Annotated in this window: 14 protein-coding genes and 4 pseudogenes; 10 read left to right on the forward strand and 8 right to left on the reverse strand. The window is 66.8% G+C overall.

Annotated features, from left to right (window positions below; genetic code table 11):
* Nucleotides 1-226: 226 nt before the first annotated feature.
* The 3 genes from K6K41_RS02010 to istA all read right to left on the reverse strand — a co-directional run bounded on the left by K6K41_RS02010 (nt 227) and on the right by istA (nt 3907).
* The gene (locus K6K41_RS02010) at nt 227-1324 is read right to left on the reverse strand and encodes a hypothetical protein (RefSeq protein WP_261403715.1); all 1098 of its coding nucleotides are present in this window, start codon (nt 1322-1324) and stop codon (nt 227-229) included.
* 361 nt (nt 1325-1685) lie between these two features.
* Complete coding sequence (istB, locus tag K6K41_RS02015) at nt 1686-2411, reverse strand: IS21-like element helper ATPase IstB (RefSeq protein ID WP_261403716.1); 726 nt, start codon at nt 2409-2411, stop codon at nt 1686-1688.
* Complete coding sequence (gene istA, locus K6K41_RS02020; protein ID WP_261403717.1) at nt 2411-3907, reverse strand: IS21 family transposase; 1497 nt, start codon at nt 3905-3907, stop codon at nt 2411-2413. Before istA ends, istB begins: the two co-directional genes overlap by 1 nt.
* Before the next feature lie 343 nt (nt 3908-4250).
* On the opposite strand from istA, the gene K6K41_RS02025 reads away from it, so the two are divergent.
* The 9 genes and pseudogenes from K6K41_RS02025 (at nt 4251) to K6K41_RS02065 (ending at nt 13616) form a co-directional block, all read left to right on the forward strand.
* Complete coding sequence (locus K6K41_RS02025; RefSeq protein WP_261403718.1) at nt 4251-4529, forward strand: hypothetical protein; 279 nt, start codon at nt 4251-4253, stop codon at nt 4527-4529.
* A gap of 352 nt (nt 4530-4881) precedes the next feature.
* Nucleotides 4882-5871, forward strand: coding sequence for a TolC family protein (locus K6K41_RS02030; RefSeq protein ID WP_487308368.1), 990 nt, complete (start codon nt 4882-4884; stop codon nt 5869-5871).
* A 999-nt stretch (nt 5872-6870) separates the two neighbouring features.
* Nucleotides 6871-7780: pseudogene (gene ihpB / locus K6K41_RS02035) on the forward strand (divalent metal ion exporter adaptor subunit IhpB).
* A 67-nt stretch (nt 7781-7847) separates the two neighbouring features.
* Nucleotides 7848-8818: pseudogene (locus K6K41_RS02040) on the forward strand (efflux RND transporter permease subunit); the annotation flags it as partial.
* A gap of 121 nt (nt 8819-8939) precedes the next feature.
* Nucleotides 8940-11025: pseudogene (locus K6K41_RS02045) on the forward strand (efflux RND transporter permease subunit).
* Nucleotides 11022-11492, forward strand: a complete 471-nt coding sequence (locus tag K6K41_RS02050) for a hypothetical protein (RefSeq protein ID WP_261403719.1) — start codon at nt 11022-11024, stop codon at nt 11490-11492. Before K6K41_RS02045 ends, K6K41_RS02050 begins: the two are co-directional and overlap by 4 nt.
* 10 nt (nt 11493-11502) lie before the next feature.
* Nucleotides 11503-12471, forward strand: a complete 969-nt coding sequence (locus K6K41_RS02055) for a cation diffusion facilitator family transporter (RefSeq protein WP_261403720.1) — start codon at nt 11503-11505, stop codon at nt 12469-12471.
* Nucleotides 12461-12832: a hypothetical protein gene (locus K6K41_RS02060; protein WP_261403721.1), complete on the forward strand. Its 372-nt coding sequence runs from the start codon at nt 12461-12463 to the stop codon at nt 12830-12832. Before K6K41_RS02055 ends, K6K41_RS02060 begins: the two co-directional genes overlap by 11 nt.
* Nucleotides 12833-13112: 280 nt before the next feature.
* Nucleotides 13113-13616, forward strand: coding sequence for a Crp/Fnr family transcriptional regulator (locus K6K41_RS02065; RefSeq protein WP_261403722.1), 504 nt, complete (start codon nt 13113-13115; stop codon nt 13614-13616).
* Nucleotides 13617-13693: 77 nt separating this feature from the next.
* Here the strand turns inward: K6K41_RS02065 and K6K41_RS02070 are convergent, their stop codons facing one another.
* Nucleotides 13694-13912: a hypothetical protein gene (locus tag K6K41_RS02070; protein ID WP_261403723.1), complete on the reverse strand. Its 219-nt coding sequence runs from the start codon at nt 13910-13912 to the stop codon at nt 13694-13696.
* Between the two features lie 236 nt (nt 13913-14148).
* Between K6K41_RS02070 and K6K41_RS02075 the strand changes: the two genes are divergently transcribed.
* Nucleotides 14149-14529: a DUF411 domain-containing protein gene (locus tag K6K41_RS02075; protein ID WP_261403724.1), complete on the forward strand. Its 381-nt coding sequence runs from the start codon at nt 14149-14151 to the stop codon at nt 14527-14529.
* A gap of 281 nt (nt 14530-14810) precedes the next feature.
* On the opposite strand, the gene K6K41_RS30105 is transcribed toward K6K41_RS02075, so the two are convergent.
* The 4 genes and pseudogenes from K6K41_RS30105 to K6K41_RS02100 all read right to left on the reverse strand — a co-directional run bounded on the left by K6K41_RS30105 (nt 14811) and on the right by K6K41_RS02100 (nt 17983).
* Nucleotides 14811-14975, reverse strand: coding sequence for an MFS transporter (locus K6K41_RS30105; protein ID WP_428978559.1), 165 nt, complete (start codon nt 14973-14975; stop codon nt 14811-14813).
* A 273-nt stretch (nt 14976-15248) separates the two neighbouring features.
* A pseudogene (locus K6K41_RS02085) lies at nt 15249-16189 on the reverse strand (alginate export family protein).
* Complete coding sequence (locus tag K6K41_RS02095) at nt 16125-16808, reverse strand: alginate export family protein (protein ID WP_261405616.1); 684 nt, start codon at nt 16806-16808, stop codon at nt 16125-16127. Before K6K41_RS02095 ends, K6K41_RS02085 begins: the two are co-directional and overlap by 65 nt.
* Nucleotides 16809-16849: 41 nt before the next feature.
* A complete protein-coding gene (locus K6K41_RS02100; protein WP_315855199.1) occupies nt 16850-17983 on the reverse strand; it encodes an amidohydrolase family protein in 1134 nt (377 codons plus the stop codon).
* Between the last annotated feature and the right edge of the window lie 210 nt (nt 17984-18193).

An 18193-nucleotide genomic window follows, 5' to 3' on the forward strand; every position in this document is an offset into this window, starting at 1 on the left:
TCGTCGCGCGCATGCGCCGCTCGGTGTGACGCGCGGCCCGACCTCGCGCCCGCCGCTTGGGCCGCATGCGGTTCGAGACGCGTCACCGACGCTCAAGCGGCAGCGAGATCGACCTGCGGCACGCGCTTCTAGCCTGCATCTAACCGATCCCCTGACCCAATGGTCAAAAGGCGTGGCGGCGGCTGGGCGGCCTCAATAAACAACCTGCATCAACGCTTGCCTCTCGCTATGAGCGGTTGCCTCTCAACGATCCGAACATGTCTGCGATGCTGCGATCGCCTGCCCGTTCGTCCCGATAGCGCTCCTGCCACTCGTCATGCATGTGATCGGCGTACGTGTCCTCTTGTTCCGCGAACTCGGCGTTGGCCTCCTCCACCCGTTCGATCATGGCACGAACGTCGACGTCGAGCTGGTCTCGGAACAATTCAAGATCTTCGATAAGGCCAGAAAACTGCTCGCGCGACCGACATTCACTTAGATCTTGCAAGAAGTGGTCCTGCTGGTACCTCGCGAAGCTCTCCCGGGCGACGGCAACCTCGCGCCTGGCTTGTTCGGTGTCGACGACGCCCAGAAGCTCGCGCAGCTCGTCCGCGCGACATCCTGTCCGTGCCTCTTCTAAGACTGCGTCAAGCACAGCCCCGCGTATGCCGTCCACGTTAGTCATCATCAACGGCGGTGCGCCATCGATCGCTCGGATCCATTCGACCGCGTCGTTGATCTGTGGACGTTCTGTCCGCCATTCCTCGAGTAGGCGCTCAAAGGCCGGCGCGATCAGCTCTGCGATGGCAGGCGCTTCGAGCCGCTGAACCATCTCAATGATCGTCGCAAGCCGCCGCTCGTAGGTCGGTCCGTAATAGCCCACTCCCCCACTGTCCGACGCCACACGCCGTCTCGCTTTCGCTAACCGGCCGATCGTTGGGGCAATTCGCCCCGCCTCGCGCCTGAGCGCGCTAATGATGGCCCCGCCTTGGTCCGCTTTCGCGAGCGTCCATACCTGGTCAATCTGATGAAAGCTTGCCGCGCCAGCGATCAGGTCCACCGCATTGTCGGGCGCGTTTCGCGCCACGGCGTTCAGCAGATCGAGAACCGAAGGGTCGATGACTTGAAAACCCTGCGCGCCCCACGGTTTGACGAAGCTGTTGACGACTTCTCGGACGCCCGTGCGTAGATCGTCCGGTCGTCGAAAAATTGTAGCGTGTGGCCCGATAGGCGTGCAGCGCCCCGAACGCCCGCTCCAAGACCGGGCCGCCGCATTCCCCGCCGAGCGCACGAACGGCGAGCAGAACCGACCGGCCAGCCTCGGTGATCTCCTGCTCATAGGCATGTCGCCAGATCTCCGACGGATCACGCAGCAGATCTTCGATGAAGCGGCGATAGCTCTCCACCGGACATGCCTCAGGCGACGATAGGAAGAGAGCCACTCAATCAAGCGCGGGTTGAACTTCTCATGCTTGACGATGCGAAGGTAGAAGTCCTTCCGGAGAAGTTCGTCTCGATAGGCGTCCGGCAGGTCGCTGAAGTAGAGGTGATTATAGTGTCAATCGGCGCTGAACTTTGACCCTCTATCGGCGTCCAATGTTGACCCCCTGAAGCTGGTGAGCGGTGTTGATCCCGCCGGCGGAGCTGGTCGGGGTTGCGCAGCGTCGGCGGGATCAACGTCCAGAAGGCGCGGCCTCGGGCGGCGCTCAGGCGCGGTTTTTGAAGCGCCAGCTCTCGTTGCCGGTCTCGACGATGTCGCAGTGGTGGGTAAGCCGGTCGAGCAGCGCGGTGGTCATCTTTGCGTCGCCGAACACGCTTGGCCATTCGCCGAAGGCGAGGTTGGTGGTGACGATGATCGAGGTCTGCTCGTAGAGGCGGCTGATCAGATGGAACAAGAGCTGGCCGCCGGACTGCGCGAACGGCAGGTAGCCGAGCTCGTCGAGGACCACGAAGTCGAGGCGGCCGAGGTAGTCGGCCATGCGGCCCTGACGGCCTGAACGGCCTTCGGCCTCGAGCTTGTTGACGAGGTCGACCACGTTGAAGAACCGGCCGCGCGCGCCGTCGCGGATGCAGGCCCGGGCGATCGCGATGGCGAGGTGGGTCTTGCCGGTCCCGGTGCCTCCGACCAGCACGACGTTGCGCTGATGGGCTAGGAACTCGCCTCCGGCGAGGTCGCGGATCAGGGTCTCGTTGATTGGCGTGTCGTCGAAGGCGAAGTCCTCGACGTCGCGGGCGAGCGGCAGCTTGGCGATCGTGATCTGGTATTTGATCGAGCGTGCCTGCTTCTCGCTGATCTCTGCGGTGAGAAGGTCGCCGACGATTTGAGGCTCATGCTGGCGCTTGACCGCGGCCGCGATGATCTCGTCGAAGGCGGCCTTCATGCCGTAGAGCTTGAGCTCGCCCATGGTGGTCAGTATCGCGGAACGCTCCATCACACGGCTCTCCTGAGGGTGTCGTATCGGGCGCAGTCGGCGGTCGGCTCGACGGCGAGCCGCAACGCTTCGGGCGTCATGATCGTGACCAGCGGCGCGGGGTCCCGGCGCCGGGCGAGGATGTTCAGCACGACGTCGGCCGAGCAGACGCCCTCACGCAGCGTCTCGGCGCAGGCGGCCTCGACTGCGGACAAGCCGTCGCTCAGCACTGCGGCCAGGATCGCCACCACCTGACGGTCGCCGTCATCGACGCTCGCAAGCTTGCGCCGGACCTTCTCGAGGCTCGCCGGCAACACCCAGTCCTTGAACGGCGCTCCGTTCCTGAGAGCGCCGGGCTTGCGAGCCAGTACCGGAACGTAGTGCCAGGGATCGAACACGGTCTGGCCGCGGCCGAAGCAGCGCGGGTGATCGCCGACGATCCGTCCGTCCTGGCGCAGCTCGATCCGGTCGGCGTAGGCGCGGATCTCGACCGGGCGGCCGATCGCGCTCGCGGCGACCGAGTACTTGTTGTTGTCGAACCGCACGAGGCAGGTCTTGGACACCGAGGCCGGGACGGCGTGGAAGCCGTCGAACCGCCCGGCATAGGGAACGAAGCTCGGGCGCTCCGCCTCGAACGCCTCCCACACGGTCCGATCCGCGAGCTCGGGATGACGATGCGCCTTGGCGTAGGCGATCGCCTGGTCGAGCAGCCAGGCGTTCAGCTCGTCATAGCTCTTCGCCCGGACGCGCGGCGTGAAGAAGCGCTCGCGCACCAGCCCGACCTGGTTCTCGACCTGCCCCTTCTCCCAGCCCGAGGCCGGCGTGCAGGCCACAGGGTCGATCAGGTAGTGGCTGCACATCTGCAGGAAGCGCCGATTGTAGGCGCGCTCGCGGCCGACGAGGATCGTCTCCACCGCGGTCTTCATGTTGTCGTAGATCCCGCGCGTGCAGGTCCCCTTGAAGAAGGCGAACGCCCGGTCATGGGCGTCGAACACCATCTCCTGGCTCTCCCGCGGGTAAGCCCGCACGAACAGCATCCGCGAGTGGCAGAGCCGGACGTGCGCGACCTTCACGGTCGTGGTGACGCCGTTGATCAGGACGATCTCGTGGCTCCAGTCGAACTGGTAGGCCTCGCCCGGATCGAAGCTCAGCGGCACGAACGCCGCCGATGACGACGACCGCTCACGCTGCCGACCGCGGGCGTAGCGCCGGACCGCGTCGTAGCCGCCCTCGTAGCCCAGCGCCCGCAGCGCCTCGAAGATCCGGATCAACGTCAGCCGCTCGCGCGCCGCCCGTCCCTCGTTCTCCGTCAGCAGCCGATCAAGGTCGTTACGCCATGGCCCGAGCTTGGGAAGCGGCTGAACTTCGCGCTCGTACTCGAACGCTGTCGCCCCCGACCGCAGCACCTTCCGCACCGTGTTCCGAGACACGTGCAGTTCGCGGACGATCTCCTTGATCGTCTTGCCGCGCACAAAATGCTCGCGGCGGATCCGCGCGATCGTGTCCACGCACTTCATCCCCCGACCGCCCGTCCTCGACAAAGACAGGCAGCATGCGCAACGCGCGCCTCAGGGGGTCAAAATTGGACGCCGATCCCCCTCATAACGGGGTCAAAATTCCACGCCGGATCACACCTAATTAGGGACTTGTTGATGGCTTCCGGCCACCATTGGATCGCGGAGTCGTGGCGGCCACGGAACTTGACACCGCCCCCCGTTTCCCCGGATGCGTTGCAGTATGGACGTTCTGTCGAAGGCGAGATCAACGCGTGCCTGGCGCTTCTGCGTCCGGGTTGCGTTCGCCCTTTGCCTGGTCGTCTTCGGCGTCGGTGACGCCGTCGAGCGCAGCTTCGCGGGCCACGTGGGCCTTGATTCTGCGCTCACCCACGCGGTCTCGGCCGACACCATGGCCAGCGTCACGACGGACCATTCCGGCATCCACGTCGACGGCCAGTCCGGCGACTTGGACATGAGCGGAAAGATCGTCGGGCACGGCTGCCATGGCTGCGCGGCCATCCCCGAGCCGATGCTGCAGGTCGCCGCCGCGCCGAGCGCGCTCAGCTCGTCCCCGGCATGGGCCTCCGTGCCCTCGACCGCCGGGCGCGAACCCCTCGTCGACCTTCCTCCGCCTCGAGCCTGATCTGACGGAATCCGTGTCGGCGCGCGCCTGAGACGCGCTCGCCCCCGCTCGTCAGTTCATCAGGTCAGGTCATGCTTTTCAGAACCCGCGCGCTTGCGCTGGGGGTGGCGATCGCGCTGCTTCCCGCGCCGGCGACGCACGCCGCGCCGTCGTCGCGATCGCTCACGCTGTCTCAGGCGCTGTCGCGCGCCGTCGCCTCCTCCCCTGGTCTTGCCGCGGCGGAACGGGAGATCGGGGCGGCGGGCGGACGGAGCCTCCAGTCCGGCGTCTTCCCCAACCCCGAGCTCTCCGCAGAGCTCGACAACGCCTTCGCTCCAAGCTCAAGCGCAATCTCGAGACCGCCGAGACGACGCTGCAGATCAGCCAGCTCTTCGAGCTCGGCGGCAAGCGCGAGGCCCGGATGGCGATCGCGGCCGCCGACATCGACGCCGCGCGCTGGGACCGGGCAGCGACCCGGCTCCAGGTTCTCGCCGAGACGGCCGAGGCGTTCGCAAGGACGCTCGGCGCGCAAGCCCGCGTGGCGGAGCTCGAGGAACAGGTCGACGACCTCGACCGTCTGACCCCGTTGCTTCAGCGGCGGGTCGAGGCGGGCGCGTCCTCGAGCGCGGAGATCTCGCGCGGCCGTCTCGCCACCGAGACGACGCGCGTCGAGCTCGCCAAAGCGAAGGCCTCGTTCCAGGCGGCGCGGCGCGAGCTGTCGGTGCTGATCGGGGAGAAGGCGCCGTCCTTCGCCTCGGTCGGCGGCGACCTCTCGCGCATCGGCGCGCCGCCCTCGTTCGACAGCTTGATGTCTCGGGCGCTGCAGACCCCTCAGCTCACGCGCTTCTCTACCGTGAGGGCCCAGCGCCGGGCGCTGCTCGCCGCAGCTCAAGCCAAGGCCGTGCCGGACATCACGGCGGGCGTGGGCTGGCGGCACTACCGTGAGGACCGCTCGAACGCCGCGATGGCTTCGCTCAGCGTGCCGCTCCCGGTGTTCGACCGGAACCAGGGCGGCGTGATCGAGGCGAACGAGACGCTCGCCAAGACCGAGGCCGAGAAGGCCGCGGCCCAGCGGGCCCTGACGGTGCTCGTCGGCAACGCCTACGAGGCGTTGAGGGGCTCCTATGACGAGGCCCGGCTCACCCGAGCCAACGTGCTGCCCGTCGCCCGCGAGGCCTGGGACAGCATCCGCTCCGGCTACGGCGAGGGCCGTTACTCGCTGCTCGAGCTGCTCGATGCGCGCGCCGCGCTCTCGGAAGCCTCGCTCAAGGAGATCGACGCCCTCGTCTCCTTCCACTCATCGCTCGCCAGTCTCGAAGGCCTGACGGGATCCGCCCTCGTTCTGTCCCGGAGAGACAAATGACCTTCCTTAAGACCGCCTCCGCGGCGGCCGCGCTCCTGCTCGCCTCCGCCACCGTGTCGCTGGCGGCGCCCGCATCGACGCCCCGCGTCGTCCCGCTGCCCGGCTACGACGGCGCCTGGGTCTATGACGGCCGCACGCCGCCGACCTGCAACGCCCGCGACGTCCGCGTCCGCCACTTCGCGGGCGACGGCCACTCCAGCGACGCCGCCGAACACGCGCACCTCGGCCACGGCCACAAGTGGTCGAAGCGGAACTTCAAGGGCTACCCCACGAAGCCGCCCTGCTACGCGCGCCGCGCTTCCACCCAACCAGAAACCCCTGCCGACCTCGCGACCGCCGCGACCCCAACGCCCTGTCCGGAGACCTGTCATGAGCCGCTCCTTCGCACGCGACGCCGCCGTCCTCGTGGTCGGGGGTCTCATCGGGGCCGGCGGCCTCTACGCCGCTCAAGTTGGACCGTCCGCGGTCGCAACCCAGGCGCTCTCGCTCTACTCCGGCCTTATGGGCGGGGACGGCCATGCGCACGCCGAGGCCCCGAAGGCGCTTGCCGCCGCGGACGGTCACAAGGAAGGCGACGGCCATGCCCACGGCAAGGACGGCGCCCATTCGAAGGACGATGGCCACGGTCACGGCAAGGAGGACGACCACTCCAAGGACGATGGCCACGGCCATGGTTCCGGCAAGGACGATGGGCATGGCCATGGCAAGGACGACGGTCACGGCCACGACAAGCCGAAGCCCAAGGCCGACGCAGGCGCGCCGATCCAGGTCGCGGCCGCCGACGACCACAAGGAGGGCGACGGCCACGGTCACGGCAAGGAGGACGCTCACTCCAAGGATGACGGGCACGGCCATGGGAAGGACGACGCCCATTCCAAGGACGACGGCCACGGACACGGGTCGGGCAAGGACGACGGGCACGGGCATGGCGCGGATGACGGCCACGGCCACGACAAGCCGAAGCCGAAGCCGAAGGCCGACGCCGGGGGCGAAGCGCCCCTGAAGGTCGCGGCCGTCGACGCCAAGGACGACGGGCACGGCCACGGCGCCGAGAAGGAGGACGACGGCCACGGCCATGGGGCCGAGCTCCCCGAGGGCGTCGTCGAGCTGGGCGAGGCCAAGGTGAAGGCCGCGGGCATCGCTCTTGGCAAGGCGGGCGCCTCGACGCTGCGCGAGGAACTCCAGCTCAACGGCATCGTGCAGGCGAACCAGGAAGCGGTCGTGCAGGTCACGCCGCGCTTCCCCGGCGTGGTCCGCACGCTGTCGAAGCGCCTCGGCGACCAGGTGAAGAAAGGCGAGCTGCTCGCGGTCGTCGAGAGCAACCAGAGCCTCACCACCTACGAGCTGAAGGCCCCGATGGCGGGCGTGGTCACCGAGCGGCAGGCCTCGCTCGGCGAGTACGTCTCCGAGCAGAAGCCCGCCTTCGTCATCACCGACCTCTCGACGCTCTGGGTCGACTTCTCGGTCTACCGCCGCGATCTCGCGAAGGTCGCGGTCGGCGAGACGGTGCGGATCGACCCCGAGGACGGCGGAGAGCCGATTGAGGCGCAGATCTCCTACCTGTCGCCGATCGGGGCCGCGGACACCCCAAAGCGCGGTGGCGCGCGCCGTGATCCCGAACGACGGCCGCTTCAGGCCGGGCCTGTTCGCGACGGGTGCGGTCGCGACCGCCGAGCAGTCCGTGCCGCTCGCCGTGTCGATCGACGCCGTGCAGTCGCTCGAGGGCCGCGACGTCGTGTTCGTCCGCGAGGGCGACCGCTTCGCCGCCCGCGACGTGACGCTCGGCCGCCGGGACGGACGGTCCGTCGAGGTCGTGACGGGTCTCAAGGGAGGCGAGGCCTACGCCTCGAGGAACAGCTTCGTCGTGAAGGCAGAGCTCGCAAAGGGAAGCGCGAGCCATGAGCACTGACGCGGGCGACTACAAGCCCAACGGCCTGATCGAACGGATCCTGGCGTTCTCCATCGCGCAGCGGTGGATGGTGGTGTTCGCGTGCCTGGCCGTCGCGGGCTTCGGCGTCTTCAACTTCCTGCGCCTGCCGATCGACGCGGTGCCGGACATCACCAACGTCCAGGTCCAGATCAACACCACCGCCCCCGGTTTCTCCCCGCTCGAGGTCGAGCAGCGCATCACCTTCCCGCTCGAGACCAGCCTCGGCGGCCTGCCGGACCTCGACTACACCCGCTCGCTGTCGCGCTACGGCCTCTCCCAGGTCACGGTCGTGTTCAAGGACGGGACCGACATCTATTTCGCCGCCAGCTCGTGAACGAGCGGCTGCAGCAGGCCAAGGACCAGTTGCCCGCCAGGATCGAGACCGCCATGGGGCCGATCTCCACGGGCCTCGGCGAGATCTACAACTACGTCGTCGACGCCAAGCCCGGCGCGAAGAAGCCGGACGGCTCGGACTACAGCCCGGCGGACCTCAGGACGATCCAAGACTGGATCATCACCCCGCAGCTCCGCACGGTGCCGGGGGTGGTCGAGGTCAACACCATCGGGGGCTACGAGCGCCAGCTCCACGTCCTGCCGAACCCGGCGCGGCTAATGGCCTATGGGCTGACGTTCCGCGACGTGATGACGGCGCTCGCCACCAACAACGCCAATGTCGGGGCCGGCTACATCGAGCGGAACGGCGAGCAGTATCTCGTCCGCACGCCCGGCCAGGCGCTGACGGCGGAAGACGTCGGCGGCATCGTCGTGAACTCCCACGCCGGAACTCCGGTCCGTGTCTCGGACGTCGCCGAGGTCAAGGACGGGCGGGAGCTGCGCAACGGCGCCGCGACGCTCAACGGCCACGAGGTCGTGCTCGGCACCACCATGCTGCTGATCGGCGAGAACAGCCGCACCGTCGCCGAGCGCGTCGCGAAAAAGCTCGATGAAATCCAGAAGTCGCTGCCCGAGGGGATCGAGGCTCGCTCCGTCTACGACCGCTCGACGCTGGTCGAGGCCACGATCACGACGGTGGAGAAGAACCTCGTCGAGGGCGCGCTGTTCGTCATCGCGGTGCTGTTTCCTGCTGCTCGGCAACATCCGCGCCGCCATCGTCACGGCCTTCGTGATCCCGCTCTCCATGCTCTTCACCATCACGGGCATGGTCGAGAACAAAGTCTCGGCGAACCTGATGAGCCTCGGGGCGATCGACTTCGGCATCATCATCGACGGCGCCGTGATCATCGTCGAGAACTGCCTGAGGCTGCTCGCGCATGAGCAGGAACGTCGCGGCCGCCTGCTGACCATGCAGGAGCGGTTCTCGACGATCCTGGCGGGATCGAGCGAGGTCATCCGGCCGAGCCTCTTCGGCACCATGATCATCGCGGTGGTCTACCTGCCAGTGCTCACCCTCACGGGGGTCGAGGGCAAGATGTTCACGCCGATGGCGCTCACCGTGCTGATGGCGTTGCTCGGCGCGTCGATCTTCTCGATGACCTTCGTCCCCGCGGCGATCGCGATCTTCGTCTCCGGCAAGGTGTCGGAGAAGGAGAAACTGGTTCATGCGGGGCGCCCGCGTGACCTACGAACCCCTGCTTGGCCTCATGATCAAGCTCCGCTGGGTCGTGGCCCCGGCCGCGGTCGCGCTCGTCGTCGTGACGGGGATTGCGGCGTCGCGCATGGGCGGCGAGTTCATCCCGAGCCTCGACGAGGGCGACGCAGCGATTCAGGCGCTGCGCGTGCCGGGCACCAGCCTCACCCAGTCGCTGGAGATGCAGGGAGCGCTCGAAAAACGCCTCATGCAGCTTCCCGAGGTGAAGGAGGTGTTCGCCCGCACGGGCGTCGCAGAGGTCGCGACCGACGCCATGCCGCCCTCGATCTCGGACGGCTACATCATGCTGAAGCCTAGGTCGGAGTGGCCAAACCCCAAGAAGACCAAGGCCGAGCTAATGGAGGACGTGGAGAAGGCCGCGGAGGAGATTCCCGGCTCGAACTACGAGCTCTCGCAGCCGATCCAGCTCCGCTTCAACGAGCTGATCTCGGGCGTGCGTTCGGATGTCGGCGTGAAGATCTTCGGCGACGATCTCGACACGCTGCTCAAGGTCGCGGGCGAGGTCCAGACGGTCCTTCAGAAGGTGCCCGGAGCCGCGGACGTGAAAACAGAGCAGGTCACCGGCCTGCCGATCCTCACGGTGAAACTCAACCGCACCGCTCTCTCCCGCTACGGGGTCAGCGTCGGTGACGTACAGGAGATCGTCGAGATCGCGGTCGGCGGAAAGAAAGCCGGCCAGATCTTCGAGGGCGACCGTCGCTTCGACATCGTGGTGCGGCTACCCGAGCGGCTGCGCACCGACATCGAGGCGCTGAAGAACATCCCGGTCCCGCTGCCGACCCCGGACGGTAACGAGGCGCAGGCCAGTCCTGCGGTTCTGGGAGGTCCGCCGTCTTCCCGCACGCGTTACGTGCCGCTCTCCTCGCTCGCCTCGCTGGAGGTGGCTCCCGGACCGAACCAGATCAGCCGCGAGAACGGCAAGCGGCGCATCGTGGTCTCGGCGAACGTCCGCGACCGCGACCTCGGCTCCTTCGTCGGCGACGCGCAGCGGGCGATCGGAGAACAGGTCAAGCTGCCGTCGGGCTACTGGATCGGCTGGGGCGGTCAGTTCGAGCAGCTCGTCTCCGCCACACAGCGCCTGACCATTGTCGTTCCGATCGCGCTCGGGCTGATCTTCGTGCTGCTGTTCATGAGCCTCGGCTCGTTCAAGGACGCGGCGCTCGTGTTCTCGGGCGTGCCGCTCGCGCTCACGGGTGGCGTTGCGGCGCTGTTGATCCGCGACATCCCGCTCTCGATCAGCGCGGGCATCGGGTTCATCGCACTTTCGGGCGTGGCGGTGCTGAACGGCCTCGTCATCATTGCGTTCATCCAGAAGCTCCGCGCGCAGGGCAAGGACCTGATGGAGGCCGTGAAGGAGGGCGCGCTGACGAGGCTTCGCCCGGTGCTCATGACCGCGATGGTGGCGTCGCTCGGCTTCGTGCCGATGGCGATCGCGACCGGGCCGGGCGCCGAGGTGCAGCGGCCGCTCGCGACCGTAGTGATCGGCGGGATCGTGTCGTCGACGATCCTGACCCTGCTCGTGCTCCCGGCGCTCTACGTTCTGTTCACGAGGCGGCGTAAGCCTGACCCGGTTCCGGAACCGGGGCCGGACGCAGTCGTGGCGGCAGCGTCATGAGGGCCGCGGCCGTCGGCGCGGCTGCGCTCGCTCTCGCGCTGGAGATTTCGTCCCCAGCGCGGGGGCTCAACGAGGACGTGATGCGCAACGTCCTGTCCTCGGTGTTCCTCGCCCAGAACTTCACGGCCGTCTGCGTGAAGGTCGACCCCGACTTCGCTCGCGAGACGGGCGGCAAGGATGGCGACGCCTCAAAGGTCATCGCCCACATGAAGGACGAGATCATCGCGACGATGACGCGCGACGAGGCCGCGCAGATCGTCGTCAGCGCCGCAGGCGCGGCCCGCGCCGTCGGCCTCGGCATGATCCGCTCGCTCTCCGGCGGATCGGTCGAGGAGCAGACCGACAGGGTCAGGGCGCTCTGCGAGGGGACGGCGAAGCCGCTGGTGAAAGGCGTCGTCGAGAACCACGACGAGCGGCACGAGTTCTTCGAGCAGATGCTCAAGGACGCACGCCAGGGCCGCGGCTGAGGACGGGACGATGACGGCAGGTGACGACCACGCCGGGCACGACCACGACCATGGCGGGAAGGTCGAGTCCGGCCACTCCCACGGACCGGGCGGGCACGCCCATGCGCCCGCGAGCTTCGGCAAGGCGTTCGCGATCGGCATCGGGCTCAACACCGTCTTCGTCGTCATCGAGGCGGGCTACGGCTACGCCAGCAACTCGCTCGCCCTCGTGGCGGACGCGGGCCACAACCTGTCCGACGTGCTCGGCCTCGTGGTCGCCTGGATCGCCGCGACCTTGGCGAGCCGACCGCCGTCGCCGCGCTTCTCCTACGGCTTGCGCTCGTCCTCGATCATGGCGGCGCTGTTCAACGCGATCTTCCTGCTGATCGCGGTCGGGATGATCACCTGGGAAGCGATCCAGCGCTTCTTCGACCCCCAGCCCGTCGCCGGCGTGACCGTCATGGTCGTCGCCGCCATCGGCGTGCTGATCAACGGTTTCACCGCGTTCCTGTTCATGTCCGGGCGCAAGGGCGACATCAACATCAAGGGCGCCTACCTCCACATGGTCGCCGACGCCGGGGTCTCGGTCGCCGTGATCGTCGCCGGGCTGCTGGTGATCGTGACCGGATGGGAATGGCTCGACCCCGTCGTGAGCCTGATGATCGCCGCGGTGATCACGATCGGGACGTGGGGACTGCTGCGCGACAGCGTGACCATGTCGCTCGACGCGACCCCGCCGGGCATCGACCCCGCGGCCGTCGCCGCCTTCCTTGAAGAGCGTCCCGGGGTCGTGGAGGTCCACGACCTCCACGTTTGGCCGATGAGCACGACCGAGACGGCGCTCACCGCGCATCTGGTCATGCCCTCGGGCCATCCGGGCGACGCGGCCATGCGCTCGATCGCCCAGGAGCTCGAGGAGCGCTTCGGCATCGCCCACCCGACGATCCAGATCGAGCTCGCGACGGGCTCCTGTCCGCTGGCGTCCGCCCATGCGGTCTGAGGCCGGGACACGCGCGGCAGGTTTGCTCCACGCGCTCGCGGGCAAGGCGGCGGCGCTTGCGACGCTCGTCGCCGTGCTGCTGCTCGCCGTGTCCCATGTCGAGATCGATCATGCCTCCCGCCTTGCGGTGGCCTCCGGCCAGCAGGCCGTGCTCGTGACCTCCGCGCCCTGTTCGTCCGCCGCGCTCGGGCATGCTGGATCGGGCGCCGCCGAGTGCTCCGCGCCGTGCGCCGCGCCGCTTCCGGCCGCCCTCGGTTCATGGGGGGCGATCGCCCAGTGGTCCCCGTCGGTCCGGTCCCCGTGCCTCGGCCTCGACGGCGTCCACGTCGGCTTCGCCACCCCGCCGCCCCGGATCGCCTGATCGCGCCGTCCGGCGGATGCGGCGACGCCGTTCCGCCGACCTTGCTTTCAGCGACGCGTCCCTGACGCGACGGCCGACGCCGTCCTCGGGGACGCAAGGACCGACTCCGGGAACGAAGACATGATCACCCACTCATCCTGCGCGCACCCCGCACAATGCGGACGACGTCGAACTGCTCGCGACCATCGAGGGCCACCAGATCGAGCTGCTCGCCCGTCGGAGCCGGCTTCCCCGCGGGACGAAGCTCGACCTGCCGGGTCGGCACGGCTCCACGCTGGTCTTGGCCTCGGGAAGGCTCTCGGCCGAGACGATCACGTCCGACGGGCACGAGGCCTTCGCGGCCGACGTCGAGCCGGGCGACGTGATCGGCGAGGCCTTCGCGTTCGAGCGCTGCGACACGCCGTTCGAGGTGGTGGCCGACGAGGCCTCCGAGGCCTGGTGTTTCGAGGCGCGCGACTTCGCGGCCGCGTTCGAGCGCCACCCCGCCTTCGCCAAGGCGGTGGTGCGGGCGATGTGCCGTCGGCAGTGCCGGACGCTTCAGAGGATGTCGGAAGTCATGACGCTGCCAATGGCGGGCAGGCTGGAGGCCGAGCTGCTGCGGCTGGCGGCCTGCGACCCGTCGGGCCGGACGATCGGGCGGCTGCCGACGCATCGGCAGATCGCCTCGCGCATCGCGACGCAGCGGGAGGCGGTGACCAAGGAGCTGAGCCGTCTCGAGCGGCAGGGCGCCATCCGCAAGGAACGCCATGGCCTGAGGCTCGTCGGACCTAGCTGGAACCCCTGAGTTGGGCGGGCCAGCCCGGGAAGGGCTGGCCCTGCGCCGCCGTCAGGGTTGGAGACCAATGACGGCGCCGGTTCGGATCAGCGCGCGATCACGCGGCTGGGGTCATTGCGGTTGCTCGCCTCACGGTTAACGCTGCCCGTCCGCTCGCCGGACAGGACGCTGAAGTCCGGCACACTGTCGTAGAAGTCGGCGCTGTCGCGCAGGTGCTGGTTCGTCGAGTTGGCGGGCCCGGTCCCGGCGGTCGCGGCCGCGACCGAGGACATCAGGACGAGGGCGGCGGCGATCATGGTCTTCATCGTAAGTCACTCCCTTGTGGAAGCTCGTCTTGAGCTTGGGACCACGATGCCGGGAGGCCCGGATTCGCCGGGTGGAAAGTCCCACATCAGCGGACAACTGGACGTGAGCCGGGCGTGTGCGAAGGTGGCCGGAAAGGAAGGAGGGCGACGCCCATGACGATGGACCGCAGGACATTCACGCTGGTGATCGCAGGGGCGGCGCTGCTTCTCCGGGCGGGGTCCGCGCCGCTCCGGCGATGATCGTTCACAAGGATCCGACCTGCGGCTGCTGCGATGCCTGGGTCGATCACGTCCGCGCGGCCGGCTACGAGGCGCGGGTCGTCGAAGTCGCGGCCATCAACGCCGTCAAGGCGAAGCTCGGCGTGCCCCCGGACCTGCGATCCTGCCACACGGCCGAGATCGACGGCTACGTGCTCGAGGGCCACGTGCCCGCGGCGGCGATCGGCAGGCTGCTCGCTGAGCGCCCAAAGGCGCGGGGTCTCGCCGTGCCCGGGATGCCGATCGGATCGCCCGGCATGGAGGTCGAAGGACGCGATCCGGAGGCATATGACGTGATGGCATTTGGCGAGGGCGAGCCTCGGGTGATTATGAGGTTCCGGGGAAGCGTCGCGACCTAGTTCTTCGTCGGGAGGGAGACATCAAGTCCGTTTATCGGCGACCAAGCCATGTTGCTGTTGGCGCGTCCGCGATGGAAACGCTTAGCCTGGCCTGACCCGGAGCCGCGGTTAAGAAGGTCCGCACTTGCGGTGTCATCCATGGAACGGCGGATGAGTTCATCGCTGAGTGACCTCGCGGCGTAGGCGTACAAGCATGTATGGCCCTACCCAACCCCACGCGGAACGCGCCGGTGGAGCGCTCGGCCCAGACATCGTCGGCCGCCTTCGGCCCGGCCATCAGATCAACGCCGCAATGACGAGCAGGCAGGAGCGACGTCGACCCCATAGGAGGCGGCGGCTCCGACTGCGCCGAGCAGGATGTCGCAGGCTGCGGAGCCGATCGAACGCGCGATGTTGATGCCGAGCGGGTTGATCGCGACGGCATTGCGAAACTCTCTACGCGGCACAAGCTCGAGAACGATTGACTGCCAGGTCGGGCATCAACGCCGCGCCGACCCCGCCCATGAAGGTGAGCGCGACGAGCGACCTGACGGCGAGGCTTCCCAAAACTTCATCTCCGTCCCGGACGCCAACGAGACTGATTTTTTGGCTGATACTGAACTGAGCTATCGGTACTGTTGTCGCCTAGTTTTCAACCGCGCTTTTAGCAAAATTGTTTCGGGTTGCCAGACCAACGAAATATAGAATGCGCAAACCGAATTGGGAATTATCACCGGTTCTTACCAACTGAATTTCAGTTCCGAACGAAAAAATATACTGTCCTTTCCGCCGGCGAATTGGAGGTCTGAGCCAACATCATATCGTACGGCCTCTACGGATCCGGTGAGGTTGGATGCAAACCTATAATCGGCCCTTAATTGTGCATACGCGCCGGTCCACGACGTTCCCCGGCCGGCCGTTCCAAGGACGGGAACGCTTGGCAGAACATAGACCGCATCCTTGGTCGTCTGGCGCCAAAGCAGCCCAATTCCGGCCAACAGGTCAAATTCTTGATTGGGGCGACTGTCAGCGAAGGCTTGAGGTGCACAAGATTGGTGTAACCAGTGTGACCGCCCAGGGAAAAATAATAACCGTTTGGAAAACAGCGGATTGAACGTGCCGAGATTGCCATCGTCGGCACGACGATCGCCGGAGGCCGCATCGAACTGCAGGCCAATCCGCGGCGACCAGACCACGTCACGGATCGTGTAGCCGGTTCTCGCGCCGAACGCCCAGGCCCGAACGTCCGCCCGGCCGACATGTCCAAGTTGCCCCATTGCTTCGACGTCCCAATCGAAACCCGAATGGGCGCCGGCCAGGCGCATGTCGAGGATGTGCCGGTCTTCTTCGCCGGACGCATGAAGGTAGAGCGCGTTTCTGCGCTGATAGAGCGCGTAGTAACCAGTGAGTTGCATCCAGTCCGACAGCTGCCGTTCCGCGCGCACGCCGGAAAACCGGATGTCGCGCGTCGACCTGTCGTCGACGGGTGGCCGTCCAGGTATTCGACCGGCTGGCTGACGAGCCCATAAAAACGCCATTCGTCCGACTCCCAACCGGCCCAAACCGCATCGAAGGACTGACGGACGTTGGGTCCGTCCCGTGACGACAGAAAGCGCTCAAGGTCGAACTCGAAATCCTGCCGGCCGATTCTCGCCCTGAACGTTCCGGCGTCCAGCGGCACCGTGTAGCCCAGGGAAGGCGAGCCTGAGATCGAGCCTGTTGGCCTCGGTGGAGCTTATCGTCTTCTTGTCGAACGTTCGGACGTCTTCAAACTGGGTAAAGATCTGCAAGTTTTTGTTGAGGCGCAGGTCAACATGAAATTGAAGGCGCTGAAGCCCGTAGGTATCGCTGGGCTGGTCCTCAGAAGTTCCGAACGCAGGCGCGTCGCTCCTTTCAAAACTCTCGCGCAACGTCAGCCCCAACGACAGGTAGCTGTCGGGGGCATGCGCGCCGAGCGGGATGAATTTAAGCTCGTCGAACGGCTGAGTCCGCAAGCGCGGGTCGGCGAGGCGCGACCAGTCCTCCCGCCATCGGTCTGCAAGGATCGCGGGTCTTTCTGCGGCCGGGGAAGCGCCGTCGTCCGCCACGGCAGGCCGGGCGTCGAGATAAAGCATCAGGACCACCGCCGCGACCGAGAAGAGCCGAATCTGCCCTAATCGTGTCGGACGCGGCGACAGTTGGTCTTGACCGGCACGGAACGGGCGCCCGCCGCCGCGGCCGATGCAACTCTTTTGGCCGACATCAAGCGTCGCCTGCATGGCAGGCGCGGCTCGTCGTCTTCGTCGCCGGTGATGAAGCATGATCGTCACGCCGGAGCGATCTCCGGGTTCCCGGCTATAGACTAGCGGTAAAGGGGGATCGCCGTTTTGGTCGCCTCGAACAGATAGTCCCGCGATGCTGTGATCCTGTCGCGCAGCGCGGCGATGTCGTGGCCAATCAGCGTTCCCTTCCATTTCCTGATATGGCCTGCGACCAATACGGTCTCGACGTTCGAGCGCTCCATCAGCGTAACGACCGCGCCGGCGGCGTTGTTTAGCGGGGCGACGTTCAGGGCAGTCGCATCAAGAATGATGATGTCGGCTTCCTTGCCGGGGGTCAGCGAGCCAGTTTTGTGATCGAGCTTCAGGCCCTTGGCGCCGTTGATCGTGGCGAACTCAAGCACCTTCCTTGCATCGAGCAGAGCCGGCGCCTTCTCCATGCCGGCGTCCAGCGCTCTCTGGTTTGCCAATGCGCGCTGCAGCGTGATGGTAGAGCGCATCTGGGTGAAGAAGTCGGCCGTCATTGTCACTTCGACGTCCGATGACAGCGAGGGGTTCATGCCCATGTCGATCGCCTTCTGGATCGGCGGCATTCCGTGACGCATCTGCATCTCGATCGGTACCGACAGGGAGACATGAGCGCCGGTCTCACTCGCGCGATCCCAGACGGCGTCCGACATCTCCGTCATGTGGATGAACAGGTGCTTGTCGGTGTAATGCGGGATCAGCTTCTCCATTATCTCCCGTATGATGGGGCCGCCCACGACGTGCAGGCCGATGGGGAGATCGAGCTCCTTGGCCATGTTCCAAAGCAGCAGCGGGTCGACGCCCGGCACGTAGACCTCGCCGCCCATCAACATGGTCAGCAACTGATCGTCGGACGCGAAGAACGTCTCGCGCAGACGGCGCGCGTCCTTCGGATAGTCCACCTTGTCGCCATAGGCCTCGAAGTAGCCGAAGACGGCGCGGCGGCCGGCTTCCCTCAGACCGTCGATCAGCGCCTCGGAATGTCTTGGCGAATGGTGGACTTGCGAGACGTCAAGGACCGTCGTGACGCCTGCGTCGAGCTGGCTAAGGCCGCCGAACAGCTGTGCAATGTGGACGTCTTCGGGACGGTAGACCTTCGAGAACTTGCCGAGAATGTCGCTCTCATAGGTCGGCTCGCCCTCGCGGGTCGGATCGTGGAACAGGATGCCGTTCGGCAGAAATGAACGCAGCGCCGTCTCGAACTGGTGGTGTGTGTGTCGATGAAGCCTGGCATCACCACCCGGCCGGCCGCGTCGATTACGACGGCCTCCGGCGCATCAATCGACGCGGCGACCTCCAGGATCTTTTTCCCTTCGATTAGCACGTCGCCGGTCAGATCGCCGATGCCCCTATCCAGGCTGAGGATATGCCCGCCCCTAATCAGCGTTCTTCGCCCGGCG

Origin of the sequence: Chenggangzhangella methanolivorans (assembly GCF_019797865.1) — a bacterium.
GTDB lineage: Bacteria > Pseudomonadota > Alphaproteobacteria > Rhizobiales > Methylopilaceae > Methylopila > Methylopila methanolivorans.

Bases quoted from the DNA above. Each gene is read 5' to 3' on its own strand.
- istB (WP_261403716.1), bottom strand. From the start codon at position 2,411: ATGGAGCGTTCCGCGATACTGACCACCATGGGCGAGCTCAAGCTCTAC.
- K6K41_RS02070 (WP_261403723.1), bottom strand. From the start codon at position 13,912: ATGAAGACCATGATCGCCGCCGCCCTCGTCCTGATGTCCTCGGTCGCG.
- K6K41_RS02050 (WP_261403719.1), top strand. From the start codon at position 11,022: ATGAGGGCCGCGGCCGTCGGCGCGGCTGCGCTCGCTCTCGCGCTGGAG.
- K6K41_RS02060 (WP_261403721.1), top strand. From the start codon at position 12,461: ATGCGGTCTGAGGCCGGGACACGCGCGGCAGGTTTGCTCCACGCGCTC.
- K6K41_RS02075 (WP_261403724.1), top strand. From the start codon at position 14,149: ATGATCGTTCACAAGGATCCGACCTGCGGCTGCTGCGATGCCTGGGTC.
- istA (WP_261403717.1), bottom strand. From the start codon at position 3,907: ATGAAGTGCGTGGACACGATCGCGCGGATCCGCCGCGAGCATTTTGTG.
- K6K41_RS02055 (WP_261403720.1), top strand. From the start codon at position 11,503: ATGACGGCAGGTGACGACCACGCCGGGCACGACCACGACCATGGCGGG.
- K6K41_RS02010 (WP_261403715.1), bottom strand. From the start codon at position 1,324: ATGCCTATGAGCAGGAGATCACCGAGGCTGGCCGGTCGGTTCTGCTCG.
- K6K41_RS02095 (WP_261405616.1), bottom strand. From the start codon at position 16,808: ATGCTTCATCACCGGCGACGAAGACGACGAGCCGCGCCTGCCATGCAG.